Here is a 17954-nt window from a genome sequence, read left to right as displayed (position 1 = left end):
CCCGTTGTAGCGCCCCCGCCTCGGTGCCGTCACCCGCGGGCGGCCCGCCTCACGCGGAGTGCGGGTGCCCGATTCTCAGAGGGCGGCGGTGGAGGTCGCCACGGCCGCCATGGGCTCCTCGGACTTCGTGGGCTCGAGCACGCCCCCCGGCTCCACGAGCACGCCGCTCTGGGCCACGCGGCGGAAGTAGTGGCAGGCCGGAGTGGCCCGGCGCTCGAGCGTCTCGAAGTCCACCGAGTAGAGGCCGAAGCGGGGCCCCCACCCCTCGAGCCACTCGAAGTTGTCCATGAGGGACCAGTAGAGGTAGCCGCGCACGTCGGCGCCCTGGCGGACGGCGCTGAGCATCTGGCTCCAGTGGTTGTAGAGGTACTGGGGCCGCCGGTCGCCCTGGCGGTCGTCGATGCCGTTCTCGGTGACCCAGATGGGCTTGCCGTACTTGTGGTGCAGCTCGACGAGCAGGTGGGAGAAGCCCTCGGAGTAGTCCTCCCAGCCGATGTCGGTCAGGCCGCGGTTGTGGATGTCGCGGTACTGGAACTGGAGGAAGGGCGGCTTGGGGACGAAGCGCAGGTGGGCACGCGTGTAGTAGTTGATGCCCATGAAGTCCACGCTGTCGCGGCCACCCTCGATGCGCTGGCGCGTGGAGGCGAGACCGGGCATCTGGATGCGCAGCTCGCCATCGGTCAGGGCGCGGTGGAAGGCGTGGTTGTAGTTGTCGAAGGCCAGCCGGGTGAGGGCTCGGTCCAGCGGATGCCACCAACGGTCCGGCCGGAAGGCGAGCATGTTCTGCGAGATGCCGATCTCACACCGGCCGCACTCGCGGAGGAGCTCCTCGCGGGCGGCGACATGCGAGCGCGCGATGTTGCCGAGCGCGAGCATGGACTTGTGCCCATCCGTGATGCCGGGGGGGATGACGCCCTGGATGTAGCCGCCGAGCAGCAGCACCATGGGCTCATTGAAGGTGATGACGAGGGCGTCGAGGCCCTTGAGGATGCGCGCGCAGATGCGGGCGTAGCGGCGGAACTCGACGACGGAGGAGGGCTCGTGCCAGGGGGTTTCCCGGTGGAACCACTGGGGATGGGTGAAGTGGTGGAGGGTGACGACGGGCCGGATGCCGGCGTCCTTCATGCGCAGCAGACGCTGGCGGTACTGGTCGACGGCGGCCTCATCCACCTGGCCGCGGACGGGCTCGATGCGGGCCCATTCCAGCGAGATACGGAACGCCCCGCTGCCCACCTCCTTGGCGAGCTGGACGTCATGGTCGAAGAGGTTCCAGTGGTCCACGCCGCGGCCGCAGCGGTGGTTGGGGTCCTTGCACTTCCCTTGACGCTCCCACTCGGACCAGTCGTTCTCGATGTGCCCTTCGACCTGATAAGCGGCGGTGGCCACCCCGAAGGTGAAGCCGCGAGGAAATTCATTGGTGCCCATGAAACACAAGGTATGGGCCCGACTGACGAGCGGGAAGTGATTCCCCGGTTTTGGAATCACGACCCGCGGGTGAGATGAGCCCCTATCCAACAATTCCGGAGCCTGAGAAACCCACGCGGGCGGGGAGCCACTGCGCCGTGGCCCCCGGACCACACTCCGCCCCCTTCCCCTCTCCCTCTGGGAGAGGGACGGGGTGAGGGTCTCCCTCCAGGTGCTCCCCCCTGTGCCCCAAGAAACGACTCTGGCCCACACCTTGCTCCAGGACCGCGCACCCACCCTCACCCTGGAGTCCCCATGATCCGAGCCCTCCTCCCCACACTGTTGCTCCTGACCACCCCCGCCCTGGCGGAACCCACTCCCCCCCGGAAACACCCGGGCTGCTTCGTGCTGCTGGACCTGAAGACAGGGGAGCTGAAGCGCAATGACGCGAAGCGCTGCGAGAAGCGCACGTCACCAGCATCGACCTTCAAGGTGCCGCACGCGCTCATCGCGCTGGAGACGGGAGTGGTGAAGGACCCGGCGGCGATGCGCAAGTGGGACGGCCAGAAGCGCTCCATCTCCGACTGGAACCGGGACCACTCGCTGGAGTCCGCCATCCGCTACTCGGCGGTGTGGTTCTTCCAGGGGACGGCGAAGGAGATTGGCCGCGAGCGGATGAAGGACTGGCTGCACCGCTTCAACTACGGCAACGAGGACATCTCCGGTGAGCTCACGGCCTTCTGGCTGGAAAAACCCCTGCGCATCTCGCCCGAGGAGCAGGCGCGCTTCCTCGCGAAGCTGTACCGGAACGAGCTGCCGGTGAGCGAGGGAACACGGGAAACGGTGAAGCGGATGCTGGAGTACACGCCGAAGACGGTGACGGAGAGGACGAAGCGGATGGCGGGCCCGTGGAGCACGGGAGCGGTGGTGAGCGGGAAGACGGGCAGCACGCACACGAAGGAGGACGGGGAGGTGAGCTGGCTGGTGGGGCACGTGCGCTCACCGAAAGGCGAGTACGTCTTCGCGAGCCTCGTCACGGGCGAGCACCTCGAGGGCCCGGTGGCGCTGCACGCGGCCGCGGATGAGCTGCAACGGCTCGGCGTCCTCGAGGAACAGGACCACCCCTACTGAGCGGCGAGTCACCCATACGCGAAGCACGGTGGCGGGCCGTCTCCTGAACGGGAGGCGGCCGGCCGCGCACAGAACCCTTCCGCCCCACCGGACGGCTCGCGTAGGGTCCGAGCCATGGCGGATTTCGACCTCGTGGTGATCGGCTCCGGGCCCGCTGGCGAGAAGGGCGCGGTGCACGCGGCGCTGCACGGCAAGCGGGTGGCGGTGGTGGAGCGCGAGCCGGTGCCCGGCGGCACGGCGGCCAACACGGGTACCCTGCCCTCCAAGACGCTGCGCGAGACATCGCTGTACCTCTCGGGCTTCCGCCAGCGCGGCCTGTACGGGGTGGATGCGCAACTGCCGCACGAAACCACGGTCTCGGACTTCCTCTACCGGGAGCGGCGGGTGAAGGGCAGTGAGCGCCACCGCATCCTCGAGGACCTGAAGCGCCACGGGGTGGAGCTGGTGTACGGCAAGGGCACGCTGGCGGACGCGCACACGGTGGTGGTGAGCCGCGAGGGCCAGCCGGAGCGGCGGCTGACGGCGGACGTCATCCTGGTGGCCACGGGCTCCTCGCCCTACCGCCCGCCGATGTACCCGTTTGGTGACCAACGCGTGCACGACTCGGACGAGCTGCTCGACATCCAGGTGCTGCCGCGCGCGCTGGTGGTGGTGGGCGCGGGCGTCATCGGCTCCGAGTACGCGTGCATGTTCGCCGCGCTGGGCATTCCGGTGACGCTGGTGGACCCCAAGCCCGAGCTGCTGCCCTTCCTGGACGATGAGCTCTCCGCGCTGCTGAAGAAGCGGATGGAGTCGCTCGGGGTGAAGATGCGGCTGGGGAACACGGTGGAGGCGGTGGAGGTGCCACCGGACCCGAAGGCGCCCATCCGGCTGACGCTGAAGGACGGCGAGCAACTGGAGGTGGACCAGGTGCTGGTGGCCTCGGGGCGCTCGGCGAACACGGCGGGGCTGGGGCTGGAGGCGGTGGGCGTGAAGCTGGGCGCGCGGGGCCAGGTGGAGGTGGGGCCCGAGTACCAGACGGCGGTGCCCGGCATCTACGCGGTGGGGGACGTCATCGGCTTCCCGGCGCTGGCGTCCACGTCCATGGAGCAGGCGCGCATCGCGGTGATGCACGCGTTCGGGCTCGAGACGAACCGGATGGCGTCGGTGCTGCCCTACGGCATCTACACCATCCCCGAGGTGTCCATGGCGGGCGAGACGGAGGAGGCGCTCCGGGCCAGGGACATCCCCTACGTGGTGGGCCGGGCCGCCTTCTCCACCAACGCGCGCGGTCAAATCATCGGCGAGAATCACGGGCTGCTGAAGCTGCTCTTCCGCCGCGAGGACCTGCGGTTGCTGGGCGTGCACGTGCTGGGTGAGCAGGCCTCGGAGCTGGTGCACGTGGGGCTGCTGGCGCTGATGACGGGCGCCAGCGCCCGGCTCTTCGTGGAGACGTGCTTCAACTACCCCACGCTCTCCGAGGCCTACAAGACGGCCACCTACGACGCGCTGGACAACGTCAGGTCCCTTCCTGCCACGAGCCCAGGTACTTGACCTGCGCGGGGGTGAGCTTGTCGATCTTCACCCCCATGGCATGGAGCTTCAGCCGGGCGATCTCCTGGTCCAGGTGCTCCGGCACCGCGTAGACCTTCTTCTCCAGCTTGCGGTGGTTCTTCACCATGTATTCGCTGGCGAGCGCCTGGTTGGCGAAGGACATGTCCATCACGCTGGAGGGGTGGCCCTCGGCGGAGGCGAGGTTGATGAGACGGCCCTCGCCCAGGACGATGATGCGCTTGCCGTTCCTGAGGGTGAATTCCTCCACGAACTCGCGGAGGACGGCGCGTCCCTTCGCCATCTTGTGCAGCGTCTTCAGGTCGATCTCCACGTTGAAGTGGCCCGAGTTGGAGACGATGGCGCCGTCCTTCATCTTCTCGAAGTGCTCCTGGCGGATGACGTCGATGTTGCCCGTCACCGTGCAGAAGAAGTCGCCGATGCGGCACGCCTCGCTCATGGGCATGACGCGGAAGCCGTCCATCACCGCCTCGAGCGCGGTGGTGGGGTCCACCTCGGTGACGACCACATCGGCGCCCATGCCGCGGGCGCGCATGGCCAGACCCCGGCCGCACCAGCCGTAGCCGGCCACCACGAAGACGCTGCCGGCCAACAGCCGGTTGGTGGCGCGGATGATGCCGTCGAGGGTGGACTGGCCCGTGCCGTAGCGGTTGTCGAAGAGGTGCTTCGTCTTCGCGTCGTTGACGGCGATGATCGGGTACTTCAGCACGCCCTCCTTCGCCATGGCGCGCAGGCGCACCACGCCCGTGGTGGTCTCCTCGGTGCCGCCGATGACGTGCTCCAGCAGCTCCGTGCGCTCGTTGTGCAGCACGCCCACCACGTCCGCCCCGTCATCCATGGTGAGCTGGGGCCGGGTGTTCAGCGCCTCGTGGATGTGGCGGTAGTAGGTGTCGTTGTCCTCGCCCTTGATGGCGAAGACGGAGATGGCGTGGTCCACCACCAGCGAGGCCGCCACGTCGTCCTGGGTGGACAGCGGGTTGGAGGCACACAGGGCCACGTCCGCGCCGCCCTCCTTCAGGGCGATCACCAGGTTGGCCGTCTCCGCCGTCACGTGCAGACACGCCGCCAGACGCACGCCCTTCAGCGGCTTCTGCTTCGCGAAGCGCTCGCGGATCTTCCCCAGCACCGGCATCGTGCGGCCGGCCCACTCGATGCGGCCACGGCCCTTCTCGGCCTGGAGGGGGTCCTTGATGTCCGCATGCACCGGCGCCTGGTTGACCTTCGCTCGCTTCTTGAGGCTCACGACCTTCGCCATGGAGGAGTCCTTCCGGGGATGGAGAAAAGAAAACGCGCGTGAGCCTTACCGGGGCTCACGCGCGTTTCAACCACTTGGGACGTTCAGCGTCGAATCAGACGGCCTTCAGCCGGGAGGTACCGGCCGGGCCCGCCACGGCCTCGCGCAGGGCGTCCTTCTTGTCGGTGCGCTCCCAGGAGAACTCCTTCTCGGAGCGGCCGAAGTGACCGTACGCGGCGGTCTTCTGGTAGATGGGCCGCAGCAGGTCCAGGTACTCGGTGATCTCCCGCGGCTTGAGGCCGAACGTGTGGCGGATGGCCTGCTGGATGCGCTCCTCGGGCACGGTGGCCGTGCCGAAGGTGTCCACCAGCACGCTCACGGGGTCGGCCACGCCGATGGCGTAGGAGACCTGCACCTCGCAGCGGCGGGCCAGGCCCGCGGCCACCACCGTCTTGGCGATGTGCCGGCCCATGTACGCCGCCGAGCGGTCCACCTTGGACGGGTCCTTGCCCGAGAAGGCGCCGCCACCGTGACGGCCCATGCCGCCGTAGGTGTCCACGATGATCTTCCGGCCCGTCACGCCCGAGTCGCCCATGGGGCCGCCGATGACGAAACGCCCGGTGGGGTTGATGTAGATCTTCGTCTTGGCGTCGATGAGCTTCTTGGGCAGCGCCTTGGAGATGACGTCCTCGCGGATGGCCTCGTGGATGCGCTTGTTGGAGACGTCATCCGAGTGCTGCGTGGACACCACCACCGCGTCGATGCGGGCCGGGCGGCCGTTGCGGTACTCGACGGTGACCTGGCTCTTGCCGTCCGGGCGCAGCCAGTCGTGCGTCTTGCGGCGCACATCGGCCAGACGCTTGGTGAGCGCGTGGGCGTAGTGGATGGGGGCCGGCATGAACTCCGGCGTCTCGTCGCAGGCGAAGCCGAACATCATTCCCTGGTCGCCGGCGCCCTGCTCCTTCTTGTTGTCCACACCCCGGGCGATGTCCTGGCTCTGGCCCTCGATGGCCACCATGACGCCGCACGTGTTGCCGTCATAGCCCATGGAGCTGTCGGTGTAGCCGATGCGGCAGATCGTGCCGCGGACGATCTTCGGGATGTCGACGTAACAGTTCGTGGTCACCTCGCCAGCGACGATGGCCAGGCCCGTCTTCACCAGGGTCTCCACGGCCACGCGGCCCTGGGGATCCTTGGAGAGGATGGCGTCCAACACGCCGTCGGAGATCTGATCGGCGATCTTGTCCGGGTGCCCTTCAGTGACGGATTCGGAGGTGAACAGGTAGTCGGTCGGCATGTCGTCTTCTTCGGAGGGGGTACGGCCCACGTCAACGGCTTAGAAGAGCAGGGACACTAGACGTTGGGCTCCAGGAGAGTCAAACCCGGAAGACAGGCGGAAAATTCGCCTGGCAGGCGTGTTTCGAGCACACCGTGCAGGCGGCCTGGCCCCCGGGCCCCGCTCCGGGCCCCGCGTGAATTTCGCACGCCCCCAACCGTTCCATTGCGCTACAGAGGCAGCCCTCTGAAGGAAGGACTTGAATGAACGCCCGTCTCCGCTCCCTGACCCTGCTGGCCACCCTCGCCTTTGCCCTCCCCGCGCTCGCCGCGCCCAACGAGCCCGTGGCCAAGCCGGTGAAGACCGTCGTGCAGTCCGTGCGCTACAGCAAGGACGACATCGCCCTCAAGCAGCTCGCCAACGAGGAGCAGGGCCGCTTCCTGCTCGGTGAGGACTGGGAGAAGGGCACCGACGCCCAGCGCAAGGAGTTCACCAGGCTCTTCCACAGCCTCTTCGCGAAGATCGCCTTCCCCAAGGTGCGCGAGAACTTCAAGAACCTCGCCTCCATCACCTATGACGACCCCGCCGTGGAGGGCAACAAGGCGAGCGTGAAGTCCACCGTCGTCATCGAGCACCCGCTGAAGAAGCAGGAGATGAAGCTCCAGTACACCGTGGTGAAGAGCCAGGGCGGCTGGAAGGTGCTGGACGTGGCGGTGCTGGGCGACTCCATGCTCACCGGCATCCGCGACGACCAGGTGCGCCCCATCCTGCAGCAGGGCGGCTGGGACAAGCTGCTGGAGCTGATGCGCGCGAAGGAAGCCGAGCTGGGCAAGAAGTAGCCGTATTCCACCTCCGGGAGCCGGGCAACCGGGCGCCCGGAGGTGAAGCCGGTTGTACTGGGGAACAGGTGAAGTAGACAGGAAGGGCCGATGCCCCGTCCCCTGCCCCAAGCCGTCCCCGTGCGTGAAGGACGCTCCTCTCGCGAGGTGGACGCCTTCTGCGTGCAGTTCGCCCCACGCGCCCCGGGCCACCCCGCCGTGAGGGACCTCCAGCACCTGCTGGCCGATGTGCCCTCGGAGGGCCTGGAGGCCCGCCTGGAGTGGGTGGAGCGCTGCGTCGCCTGGCTGAAGGACCCCCAGCCCGCGCTCGGCCTGATGGAGCCCGCCGAGCCCGAGGCGCCCGCGGTGGTGACGCGCCTCGTCCTGTTGATTCGCGTGCTGGAGGCGAGAGCGTCCGCGCGAGAGCCCGTGGCCGCCCTGGTGCGCGAGGTGATGGCCGCGACGAGCGGACTGAAGCTCTTCTCCCAGGTGGGCCTGCCCACCGGACTGGGCTTCCTCGACGAGGTGTCGGACCGGCTCGCCCGCCGCCTGTTGCCCTCGCCGCCCGAGGATCACCAGCTCTCGGAGCTGCTGCTGCGGCTGTTCCCCGACCGGGGGGACGCCGACTGGTTGGAGGGCCTGCCGCCGGAGCCCCTGGCGCGGCTCTCCGCCCTGTTGCAGGGCGGCACCCTGCCTCCCGTGAGGGGGCCCGCCCTGGTGGTGCGGGCCTCGCTGGTGGATGCGGTGGGCCTGCTCGCCGTGCAGACGGCGGCCCTGGGACTCGCCGAGGACGTGAGGGATCGCTGCCCGGAGGTGTCCTTCCGCTCCTCGCCCTTCCTGAAGCTGCGCCGTGTGTCCGAGGGCGTGCAGGCGCGCGACGCCGCCCCGGACTCGCTGCGGGAGCTCGGGGACGTGGTGGAGGAGTGCCGGCAGGTGGTGGCCATCGTCTCCAGCCACCTCGAGCAGTACGGGGTGAGCGTGGACCTGGTGTACCGGCTGGAGCGCATCCGCCGGAGCCTGGAGCGGATGGAGGCCATCGCCCGGGTGCTGGGCGCGGAGCCGGGTGAGGCGCGCTGGCGCGAGGGGCTCGTGCTGGTGACGGATCTGCTGCGCCGGGCCCACACGGACCGCTCGGTGCGGGCGGTGGTGGCGAGCAACGCGCGGCTGCTGGCTCGCAAGGTCATCGAGCGCGCGGGTCACTCGGGCGAGCACTACATCACCACCACGCGGGACGAGTACCACCACATGGTGCACTCGGCGGCGGGGGGTGGGCTCATCACCGCCGTCACGGCCATCCTCAAGCTGTACGCGGCCACGCTGGCGCTGGCGCCCTTCTTCTACGGGCTGGCGCTGGCGGGCACCTACGTGGGCAGCTTCCTGATGATGCAGGTGACGGGCTCCACGCTGGCCACCAAGCAGCCGTCCATGACGGCGGCCACGCTGGGGAGCGCCATCGGCGGCACGGGCGGCACGGGCGGGCGGCTGTCGCACCTGATGGAGCTGATCCCCCGCATCACCCGCTCGCAGATCGCCACGGCGCTGGCGAACATGGGCACCGTGCTGCCGGCGGCGGTGGGGCTGTCGATGCTCTTCGCCTGGTGGAAGGGGCACCCGCTGCTCAACGCGGCCCAGGCCCACTACGTGGTGGACGCGCTCCACCCGTGGCGCAGCGGCACCGTCTTCTACGCGGCGCTGACGGGGGTGCTGCTGTGGCTGTCCAGCCTCGTGGCCGGGTGGCTGGAGAACTGGGCGGTGTACCGGCGCATCCCCGAGGCGCTCGCGCACCACCGGACGCTGCGGCGGGCGCTGGGCGACGCGGGGGCCAGGAAGCTGGCGGGCCTCTTCTCGCGGAACATCGCCGGGCTGGGGGGCAACGTGAGCATCGGCATCCTCCTGGCGCTGCCCCCGGTGGTGGGCAACTTCTTCGGGCTGCCCCTGGACGTGCGGCACGTGACGCTGTCCTTCGGGCAGCTGTGCCTGGCCGGCTACGCGCTGGGGCCCACGGCGGTGCTGCGGCCGGACTTCCTCGCGGCCCTGGGGGGCATCGGCGTGACGCTGGCCATCAACTTCGCGGTGTCCTTCTCCCTGGCGCTCGGCGTGGCCCTGCGGGCGCGGGACGTGCCGGTGAGGGACATGGTGCGGCTGGTGCGGCTGATGAGCGCGCGTTTCCTGCGTGAGCCCCGCGCCTTCCTGCTCCCCCCCAGGGCCTGACCGCGGTTGACCCTCTCCCGGCGGGGATTTCCCGGTGCACTCTGGTTGAAATCCCGGCCCTTGAAACCGGGGAATATTTCGACCCTCACCCCAAGCCCCTCTAGAGGGAAAGAGGGAGTGCGGCAGACGGGCAGCCGAGGGGTGTCACCGTGCTTCTGATGCGGTCGGTTCTCCGGTAGGGTCCGCGACCGCATGAGTGACTCGACCCACAAGACGCCCCGCTTTGCTCTCGCCTACGCCAGGTTGATGGTGCGCAGGCCCGGGCTCGTCATCCTCGCGATTCTCGCGCTGACCGGCGCGGCGTTGTGGGGAACCACGAAGCTGACCATCAATTCCAACCAGCTCGACCTCATCTCGCAGGATCTGCCCGAGGTGAAGGACGTCAAGCGCGTCATCGACATGGTGGGTGGCAGCGGCTACCTCATCATGGGCCTGCGCGCCGACGACGAGGCCACGCTCAAGAAGGTCGCCGATGACATCGCGGCCGGGCTGCTGGCGGACAAGGAGAACGTCCGCTTCATCACCTACAAGGTGCCCGTCGAGTTCGTGCAGCAGCAGATGGGCCTCTTCATCAAGACGGAGGACCTGGCCGAGGGCAAGCGCCGCATCATGGCGTACCTCAAGGACCAGCTGCGCCGGAACAACCCCTTCTTCATCGAGATCCAGAAGACCGAGCCGGTGAAGCTGGAGATGCAGGACCTCGTCGACAAGTACAGCAGCGTCGGCAAGAAGAGCATCCGGGATGACTACTACATCTCCAAGGACCGGAAGATGATGCTCATCCTCATCAAGCCGATGTGGGACTCCAACCAGCTCGGCAAGACGAAGGTCTACGTGGAGAAGCTGCGCAAGGACCTGGCGGCCTATTCCAAGAGCGAGAAGTCCGGGGGCGTGGAGCTCGTCGAGGACTACGACAAGATGGGTGACAAGACGCTGGTGGCCTACGGCTTCACCGGCTCCTACAAGACGGCGGTGGACGACTCGTACGCCATCGAGGAGTCGCTCGAGCCGGTGTCGCTGCTGGCGTTCGCGGCCATCTTCCTCATCACCATCCTGGCCTTCCGGAAGATCGTGCCCACGCTCATCGTGTCCATCGGCACGGTGATCGGCACCATCATCACCATGGGCTTCACCTACCTCACCGTGGGCGAGCTCAACATGATCACCAGCATCCTGGGCGCGCTGCTGCTGGGGTTCGGCATCGACTACGGCATCCACTTCATCTTCCGCACGCGGCTGGAGCTGGGCCAGGGCAAGCCGTATGACCAGGCCATCCAGGACGCGGTGGTGAACGCGGGCCGGCCGGCGCTGGTGTCCGCGGTGGTGACGGCGGGCTCGTTCTTCGTGCTGATGGTCAGCGAGTTCCGCGGCTTCAGCCAGTTCGGCTTCCTGGCCGGCTGCGGCACCTTCATCATCGGCGTGATGCTCTTCGCCTGGAGCCCGGCGCTGCTGGCGCTGGCGGGCCGCATCAACCCCGAGCTGCCCAGGAAGCTCATTGGCGAGATGAAGCCGCCGGCCACGCAGAGCGCCGCCACGGGCAAGGAGCTGCGCGTTCCCAAGCCGGGCCTGATGCTCGGCATCAGCACCGTCGTCGTGGCCATCCTGTGCGTCTTCGCCGTCCCGTGGAGCGACGTGGACGTCCCCACGGACAAGCCCGCCTCCTTCGCGGACCGCATCAAGGCCGGCATCCGCTTCAACTACAACAGCCGCGCCCTCATCCCCGAGGGCCAGTCGTCGGTGAAGCTGCAGGATGAGATCAGCCAGCGCTTCGACATGTCCGCGGACCCCATCGCCGTCTACAGCAAGACGCTGGAGGAGGCGAAGGCCATCTACGACGAGCTCGAGGATCCGGAGAAGCGCAAGTCGAAGTACTCGGCCATCGATCAGGTGGTGAGCATCTACACCTTCGTGCCTCCCCCGGAGCGGGCCGCGGCCAACACGAAGATCCTCCAGGAGTGGCAGGAGGAGCTGAAGGACATCGACGTGGCGGCACTGCCTCCCGAGGTGCAGGAGAAGGCGGCCCTCTTCATGAAGATGCTGGAGGCCCGGCCGTATGACGTGCACGGGGTGCCGGAGATCTACGCCTCGCAGTTCCGCCACCTGCCGGAGACGAAGCCGGAGAACCACGGCTACCTCACGTTCATCTACCCGAGCGTGGACCTGTGGGACGGCAAGAAGATGCTCACGTTCGTGGACCAGACGAACCACATCCCCACCCCCGAGGTGAAGGACGCGCAGGGCAACGTCATCGCCGAGGCGCAGGTGCGCCGGGCCGCGGGCGCCGCCCAGCTCTTCGCGCGGCTGGCGCGCATCGTGCTCGGCGACGGTCAGCTCACCGTGCTCCTGGTGACGCTGTGGATCCTCGTCATGCACTACCTGGACTTCCGCAACGTGAAGCTGGCGCTGGCCTCCGTCATCCCGCTCACGGTGGGTCTGGCGATGATGTTGGGATTGATGACGATGTTCGATCTGCACCTGAACTTCATGAACATCATCATCCTGCCCATCCTCCTGGGCTTCGGCGTGAGTCACGGCCTCTACCTGCTGCACCGCTTCCTGGAGGGCACCTCGCCCGTGGTGGCGCTGCGCAGCGTGGGTGCCGCGGTGGCCTCGTCCACGCTGACGACAGCCGCCGGCTTCGCCGCCCTCCTGATCGCCAGCCACAACGGCCTGAAGTCCATGGGCGTCGTGGCCTGCATCGGCCTCATCACCACGCTGGTGGTGTCCTTCACGGTGCTCGCCGCCGTGATGCAGGTGATGTGGGATCGGCTGCCGCCCAAGCTGAAGAACGGCGTGGTGCACACGCCCGACGGGCAGCCCTCCAGCCAGGACAAGTCCGAGGCGGCCTGAAGCACTCCCGCTGAGACAGGGACCCGGAAAGAACCGGGTCTCGTGAAGTGAGAAAGAGCCCGGGTTCCGGCGAAGGTGACACGAATTGTCCCTTCCTGGCCCGGGCTCGCTACATTACCGGCGTGCCCACTTCCGGTAACCCTTCCATCCTGGCCATCGATCTCGGGACCTCGGCCGTGAAGCTGGCGGCCGTCACGCTCCGTGGAACCATCCTCGGCGGAGAGGTGGAGCCACAAGCAGTCCAGTTGCTGCCCGAGGGTGGCGCCGAGCAGGACCCCGAGGCGTGGTGGTCCGCCATCGTCCGTGCCACCCGCCGCCTGCTGGACAAGGGGATCGTCTCCGCGGACGACATCGTCGGCATCAACATCAGCTCCCAGTGGTCCGGCACCGTCGCCGTGGACGAGCGCGGCAAGCCCCTGCATCCCGCCATCATCTGGATGGACTCGCGCGGCGCCCCCCACGTGCGGCGCGCCGTGCACGGCTTCATGCCCGTCGAGGGTTTCGGCCTCTCCCGCCTGGTCACCTGGGTGCGGCTGACCGGTGGCGCGCCCACCCTCTCGGGGAAGGACCCGTTCGGCCACATCCTCTACCTGAAGAGCGAGCACCCCGAGCTCTACCGGAACACCTACAAGTTCCTGGAGCCCAAGGACTGGCTCAACCTGCGGCTGAGCGGCCGCTTCGCCTCCTCCTTCGACACCATCACCCTGCACTGGGTCACCGACAACCGGGACCTCCAGCGCATCCACTACGCCGAGCAGTTGCTCCAGCTCGCGGGCCTGCCGCGCGAGAAGCTGCCGGACCTGGTGCCCGCCGCCAGCGTGCTCGGCCCGCTCCAGCCCGAGGCCGCCCGCGCCCTGGGATTGAGCGAGAAGGTCCAGGTCATCACCGGCGCCCCGGACATCCTCGCCGCCGCCGTGGGCTCGGGCGCGGTGCGCGATTTCGAGGCCCACCTGTGCATCGGCACGTCCGCGTGGATCGCCAGCCACCTGCCCTTCAAGAAGACGGACGTCTTCCACCAGATGGGCACCCTGCCCTCGGCGCTCCCGGGCCGCTACATCCTCACCAACGAGCAGGAGTCCGCCGGCCTCTGTCTGTCCCTCCTCAAGGACAACATCCTCTTCGACCACGAGGAGCTCACCCGGTACGGCAACACCGGCAACCCGGGCCAGGCTCCCGTGGACCTCTACAAGGTGCTCGAGCAGCAGGCCGAGCGCATCCCCGCGGGCAGCGACCAGCTCATCTTCCTGCCCTGGCTCAACGGCGAGCGCAGCCCCATGGATGACCAGCACCTGCGCGGCGGCTTCTTCAACCAGTCCCTCAAGACGACGCGCGGCCACCTGGTGCGCGCCGTGCTCGAGGGCGTGGCCTATAACTCGCGCTGGCTCTTCGGCTACGTGGAGAAGTTCGTCGGCCGCAGGCTGGACTCCCTCCGCCTCATCGGTGGCGGGGCGCGCTCCCGGCTGTGGTGTCAGATCATCGCCGACGTGCTGGACCGGCGCATCCAACAGGTGGACGAGCCCGTGCTCGCCAACGCGCGCGGCGCGGCCTTCCAGGCGGCCCTGGCGCTCGGGCACCTCACGGTGGACGAGATTCCCTCGCTCGTCCCCGTGGCGAACACCTTCGAACCCAACCCCCAGAACCGGGGGCTCTACGACGAGCTCTTCGGCGAATTCGTCAACCTCTACAAGTCCAACAAGGCCATCTTCGCGCGGCTCAACCGCGCCCGGAGCGCCTGAGTCGTCCACGGGAGCACAGCAACCATGGATCTGCCCGAGCTCGGAAACAACCTCCTCAACCGCGTCCCGCCCCGGCTGTTGTCGACGGCGGAGCGCTACCTCAAGAACATCCCCTTGCTGCGCGAGCGGCTGGAGAAGGAAACGGACTCGATGCTGGCCGGGCTGGAGGGCGGACTGAAGCCCTACCGCGGCCAGACGCCCACCTTCGACACGCTTCCCTCCAAGGGCCTCTCGCGCGAGGACGTGCTGAAGCAGATGGAGGAGCTGCGCGCGAAGGAGGAGGACCGTTGGAAGGGCGGCTACGTGTCGGGCGCCGTGTACCACGGGGACTCCGGGCACATCGACTTCCTCAACCGCGTGTACGCCATCAACTCGCAGGCCAACCCGCTGCACGCGGACCTCTGGCCGAGCGCCACCAAGTTCGAGGCCGAGGTGGTGGCCATGACGGCCCACATGCTCGGCGCCGCCGAGGCCAACGCGGGCCGGGCTCCCGAGGAGCACATCTGCGGCGCGCTCTCCTCGGGCGGCACCGAGAGCATCATGCTCGCGATGAAGACGTACCGGGATTGGGCGCACGACACGAAGGGCATCACCCGGCCCGAGATGGTGGCCCCCTCCAGCGCGCACCCGGCCTTCGACAAGGCGGCGCACTACTTCGGCATCAAGATGGTGCGCGTGCCCGTGGGGCCGGACTACCGCGCGGACGTGAAGGCCACGCGCAAGGCCATCACCCGCAACACCATCGTGCTCATCGGCTCGGCGCCGGGATTCCCGCATGGGGTCATCGATCCCATCGAGGAGCTGTCGGAGCTGGCGCGCAAGCGGGGCATCGGCTTCCACACCGACGCGTGCCTGGGCGGCTTCGTGCTGCCGTGGGCGCGCAAGCTGGGCTACCCGGTGCCGGAGTTCGACTTCCGGCTGCCCGGCGTGACGACCATGTCCGCGGACACGCACAAGTTCGGCTACGCGGCCAAGGGCACGTCCGTGGTGCTGTACCGGGGCACCGCGCTGCGCTCGCACCAGTACTTCACCGCCACCGAGTGGCCCGGCGGCATCTACTTCTCCCCCACCTTCTCCGGCAGCCGGCCCGGGGCGCTCATCGCGGCCGCCTGGGCTTCCCTGGTGTCCACCGGTGAGGAGGGCTACCTGGACGCCACCCGGCGCATCCTCGAGGCGGCGGACGTCATCAAGCGCGGCATCCGCGCCATCCCCGGCATGCACGTGCTCGGCGAGCCGCTCTTCGTCATCGCCTTCGGCTCGGACGACGTGAACATCTACAAGGTGATGGAGCACATGGGCGAGAAGGGCTGGAGCCTCAACGGGCTGCACAAGCCGGCCGCGGTGCACCTGTGCGTCACCCAGCGGCACACGCAGCCCGGGGTGGCCGAGCGCTTCCTCGAGGACTTGAAGGCCGCCGTCGAGCACGTGCGCGCCCACCCGGAGGAGAAGGGCACCATGGCCCCCGTCTACGGCATGGCGGGCACCGTGCCCTTCCGCGGCCTCTTGAGCGACCTGCTCAAGAAGTACATGGACCTCATCTACAAGGTCTGAGCGCTCGCCAGCCCAGCTGTCACAGAAGTGTCACGAGCGCGTGAAGCCGGGGCCCCTACAGTCCGCGCATGCCGCACATCCTGATCGTCGATGACGAACCGGACCTGGCGGGGCTGCTGGCGTACAACCTCGGGCGGGCGGGCTTCACCACCACCCAGGCGCATACAGGAGCGGAAGCCCTGGCGCGGGTGCGCGAGGGACTCCCGGACCTGGTCCTGCTGGACCTGATGCTCCCCGACATGGATGGAGCGGAGCTATACCGCCAGCTCCGGGCGGACCCGGTCACGCACGCCCTGCGCGTCCTGGTGCTCTCCGCCCGTCCGGATGCCCACGCCCGCGTCCAGGGGGTGGAAGTCATCCTCAAGCCCTTCAAGGTGCAGGAGGTCGTGGCGCGGGTCACAGCGCTGCTACGAGTTCCCTGAAGCTCCAACACATCTTTCATGCTGGTACTTATGCGCAGGTGTTGTAGTCACCCCCTCCGCAACGGATGGGTGACGGGACGCGTCAAGTCCGGCCCAGGAGAAGCGCGATGCTCGAGAAGCTGATGCCCAAGTCGGACGAGTTCTTCGACGACTTCGATGCCCAGTGTGCTGTCACGGTGGAAGGCGCCCGCATGCTGCATGCCCTGCTGAGCGACTTCCGGGACGTGGGCGCCCGGGTGCAGGCCCTGAAGGACATAGAGCACAAGGGCGACGAGGTGACGCACACCGCCTTCAACCGGCTGCACAAGCAGTTCATCACCCCGTTCGACCGGGCGCAGATCCACACCCTGCTGTCGCGCATCGACGACGTGCTGGACCTGGCCAACGCGGCGGCGAGCCGCATCCACTACTACGAGATCCAGTCGAGCCTGCCGGACGCCACCGAGCTGGCGCGGCTGCTGGTGATCAGCGCCGAGAAGGTGCAGGAGGTGGTGGCGGCGCTGCGGCTCATCAAGAAGCCCGAGCAGATCCTCGCCGGCTGCAAGGAGATCAAGCGGCTGGAGACGCAGGCGGACGAGGTGCTGCGCTCGGGGCTGGGCCGGCTCTTCAAGAGCGGCGCGGACCCGCTGACGATCATCAAGTGGAAGGAGATCTACGACCTCATCGAGACGGCCACGGACAAGTGCCAGGGTGTGGCGAACGTCATCGAAGGCGTGGTCCTGGAGCACTCGTAAATGTTGCTCACGGCTGTCGTTCTCATCGTCGCGGTCGCGCTCGTCTTCGACTTCATCAACGGCTTTCACGACGCGGCCAATTCCATCGCCACGGTGGTGTCCACGCGGGTGCTGTCGCCGAACCTGGCGGTGGCGTGGGCGGCCTTCTTCAACTTCGTCGCGGCGTTTGGCGGCGGGGTGAAGGTGGCCAACACCATGGGCAAGGGCATCATCGACTTCGAGATGCTGCGGGCCTCGGGCTCGGAAGCGGTGCTGCTGGTCATCTTCTCCGCGCTGATGGGCGCCATCGCGTGGAACCTGCTGACGTGGTGGTGGGGCCTGCCCTCCTCGTCCTCGCACGCACTGGCGGGAGGGATGATTGGCGCCACGCTGCCGGTGCTCGGCATGGCGGGGCTGGTGGGCTCGGGCATCGCGAAGATCGCCGCCTTCATCGTGCTCTCGCCGCTCATCGGCATGGTGCTGGGCACGGCGCTGATGGTGGTGAGCACGTGGACGGTGCACAAGCAGACGCCGCTGAAGGTGGACACGTGGTTCCGGCGCCTGCAGCTCGTCTCCTCCGCCATCTTCTCCTACAGCCACGGCACCAATGACGCACAGAAGGTGATGGGCATCATCGCGGTGGTGCTCTTCGGCACCATCTGGAAGGACCGGCCCTTCCACATCGACTGGTGGATGATCATCTCGTGCCACGCGGCCATCGCGCTGGGAACCTTCTTCGGAGGGTGGCGCATCGTGAAGACGATGGGTCACAGCCTCACGAAGCTGGCGCCCATTGGCGGCTTCGCGGCGGAGACGGGTGGAGGTGTCACCATCATCGCGCTGGCGAAGCTGGGCATCCCGGTGTCCACCACGCACACCATCACGGGCGCCATCACGGGCGTGGGCTCCACCAAGGGCTGGCGCGCGGTGAAGTGGGGCACGGCCGGCCGCATCATCTGGGCGTGGGTGTTCACCATCCCCGCCTCGGCGCTCATGGCCGTGCTCGTCTATGGACTGTCCCGGCTGGTGGTGATGGCGGTGGGGTGAGCGCCCCGAG

At 68.1% G+C, this 17954-nt stretch carries 13 protein-coding genes; 10 read left to right on the top strand and 3 right to left on the bottom strand.

Features of this window, described 5'->3' with window-relative positions:
- Window positions 1-75 precede the first annotated feature (75 nt).
- Window positions 76-1425 carry a glycoside hydrolase family 1 protein gene (locus tag Q664_RS48555; protein ID WP_043413443.1) on the bottom strand — a complete coding sequence of 450 codons (1350 nt, stop codon included), beginning with the start codon at window positions 1423-1425 and terminating at the stop codon, window positions 76-78.
- A 294-nt stretch (window positions 1426-1719) separates the two neighbouring features.
- On the opposite strand from Q664_RS48555, the gene Q664_RS48550 reads away from it, so the two are divergent.
- Both Q664_RS48550 and sthA read left to right on the top strand, forming a co-directional pair.
- A complete protein-coding gene (locus tag Q664_RS48550; protein ID WP_052519649.1) occupies window positions 1720-2535 on the top strand; it encodes a penicillin-binding transpeptidase domain-containing protein in 816 nt (271 codons plus the stop codon).
- 114 nt (window positions 2536-2649) lie between these two features.
- A complete protein-coding gene (gene sthA, locus Q664_RS48545; protein WP_043413398.1) occupies window positions 2650-4068 on the top strand; it encodes a Si-specific NAD(P)(+) transhydrogenase in 1419 nt (472 codons plus the stop codon).
- Here the strand turns inward: sthA and ahcY are convergent.
- Together ahcY and metK are read right to left on the bottom strand one after the other, a co-directional pair.
- Window positions 4034-5341, bottom strand: a complete 1308-nt coding sequence (ahcY, locus tag Q664_RS48540; protein ID WP_084610971.1) for an adenosylhomocysteinase — start codon at window positions 5339-5341, stop codon at window positions 4034-4036. The genes sthA and ahcY overlap by 35 nt on opposite strands.
- A gap of 94 nt (window positions 5342-5435) precedes the next feature.
- Entirely contained in the window at window positions 5436-6617 is a 1182-nt protein-coding gene (gene metK / locus Q664_RS48535; RefSeq protein ID WP_043413396.1) for a methionine adenosyltransferase, read from the bottom strand.
- A 242-nt stretch (window positions 6618-6859) separates the two neighbouring features.
- Between metK and Q664_RS48530 the strand changes: the two genes are divergently transcribed.
- The 8 genes from Q664_RS48530 to Q664_RS48495 all read left to right on the top strand — a co-directional run bounded on the left by Q664_RS48530 (window position 6860) and on the right by Q664_RS48495 (window position 17944).
- The gene (locus Q664_RS48530; protein ID WP_043413393.1) at window positions 6860-7435 is read left to right on the top strand and encodes a Tgt2/MlaC family protein; all 576 of its coding nucleotides are present in this window, start codon (window positions 6860-6862) and stop codon (window positions 7433-7435) included.
- Between the two features lie 90 nt (window positions 7436-7525).
- Window positions 7526-9625 carry a site-specific recombinase gene (locus Q664_RS48525; RefSeq protein WP_052519648.1) on the top strand — a complete coding sequence of 700 codons (2100 nt, stop codon included), beginning with the start codon at window positions 7526-7528 and terminating at the stop codon, window positions 9623-9625.
- A gap of 192 nt (window positions 9626-9817) precedes the next feature.
- Window positions 9818-12475, top strand: a complete 2658-nt coding sequence (locus tag Q664_RS48520; protein ID WP_052519647.1) for an efflux RND transporter permease subunit — start codon at window positions 9818-9820, stop codon at window positions 12473-12475.
- Window positions 12476-12597: 122 nt separating this feature from the next.
- The gene (locus Q664_RS48515; protein WP_152622795.1) at window positions 12598-14211 is read left to right on the top strand and encodes a xylulokinase; all 1614 of its coding nucleotides are present in this window, start codon (window positions 12598-12600) and stop codon (window positions 14209-14211) included.
- A 24-nt stretch (window positions 14212-14235) separates the two neighbouring features.
- A complete protein-coding gene (locus Q664_RS48510) occupies window positions 14236-15762 on the top strand; it encodes a pyridoxal phosphate-dependent decarboxylase family protein (protein ID WP_043413390.1) in 1527 nt (508 codons plus the stop codon).
- 68 nt (window positions 15763-15830) lie between these two features.
- Complete coding sequence (locus Q664_RS48505) at window positions 15831-16184, top strand: response regulator transcription factor (protein WP_052519646.1); 354 nt, start codon at window positions 15831-15833, stop codon at window positions 16182-16184.
- 107 nt (window positions 16185-16291) lie between these two features.
- The gene (locus tag Q664_RS48500; protein ID WP_043413388.1) at window positions 16292-16918 is read left to right on the top strand and encodes a DUF47 domain-containing protein; all 627 of its coding nucleotides are present in this window, start codon (window positions 16292-16294) and stop codon (window positions 16916-16918) included.
- A complete protein-coding gene (locus Q664_RS48495; RefSeq protein ID WP_043413385.1) occupies window positions 16919-17944 on the top strand; it encodes an inorganic phosphate transporter in 1026 nt (341 codons plus the stop codon). It begins immediately after the preceding gene.
- Window positions 17945-17954 lie beyond the last annotated feature (10 nt).

This window comes from Archangium violaceum Cb vi76 (assembly GCF_000733295.1).
GTDB classification, from domain to species: Bacteria; Myxococcota; Myxococcia; order Myxococcales; family Myxococcaceae; genus Archangium; species Archangium violaceum.
The sequence above is the reverse complement of the archived record's forward strand: the minus strand, read 5'-3'. Positions and strand labels throughout refer to the sequence as shown.

What these genes read in the sequence shown, in the direction of transcription:
- Q664_RS48555 (WP_043413443.1), bottom strand. Translation starts at nt 1,425, where the DNA reads ATGGGCACCAATGAATTTCCTCGCGGCTTCACCTTCGGGGTGGCCACC.
- Q664_RS48550 (WP_052519649.1), top strand. Translation starts at nt 1,720, where the DNA reads ATGATCCGAGCCCTCCTCCCCACACTGTTGCTCCTGACCACCCCCGCC.
- sthA (WP_043413398.1), top strand. Translation starts at nt 2,650, where the DNA reads ATGGCGGATTTCGACCTCGTGGTGATCGGCTCCGGGCCCGCTGGCGAG.
- ahcY (WP_084610971.1), bottom strand. Translation starts at nt 5,341, where the DNA reads ATGGCGAAGGTCGTGAGCCTCAAGAAGCGAGCGAAGGTCAACCAGGCG.
- metK (WP_043413396.1), bottom strand. Translation starts at nt 6,617, where the DNA reads ATGCCGACCGACTACCTGTTCACCTCCGAATCCGTCACTGAAGGGCAC.
- Q664_RS48530 (WP_043413393.1), top strand. Translation starts at nt 6,860, where the DNA reads ATGAACGCCCGTCTCCGCTCCCTGACCCTGCTGGCCACCCTCGCCTTT.
- Q664_RS48525 (WP_052519648.1), top strand. Translation starts at nt 7,526, where the DNA reads ATGCCCCGTCCCCTGCCCCAAGCCGTCCCCGTGCGTGAAGGACGCTCC.
- Q664_RS48520 (WP_052519647.1), top strand. Translation starts at nt 9,818, where the DNA reads ATGAGTGACTCGACCCACAAGACGCCCCGCTTTGCTCTCGCCTACGCC.
- Q664_RS48510 (WP_043413390.1), top strand. Translation starts at nt 14,236, where the DNA reads ATGGATCTGCCCGAGCTCGGAAACAACCTCCTCAACCGCGTCCCGCCC.
- Q664_RS48505 (WP_052519646.1), top strand. Translation starts at nt 15,831, where the DNA reads ATGCCGCACATCCTGATCGTCGATGACGAACCGGACCTGGCGGGGCTG.
- Q664_RS48500 (WP_043413388.1), top strand. Translation starts at nt 16,292, where the DNA reads ATGCTCGAGAAGCTGATGCCCAAGTCGGACGAGTTCTTCGACGACTTC.
- Q664_RS48495 (WP_043413385.1), top strand. Translation starts at nt 16,919, where the DNA reads ATGTTGCTCACGGCTGTCGTTCTCATCGTCGCGGTCGCGCTCGTCTTC.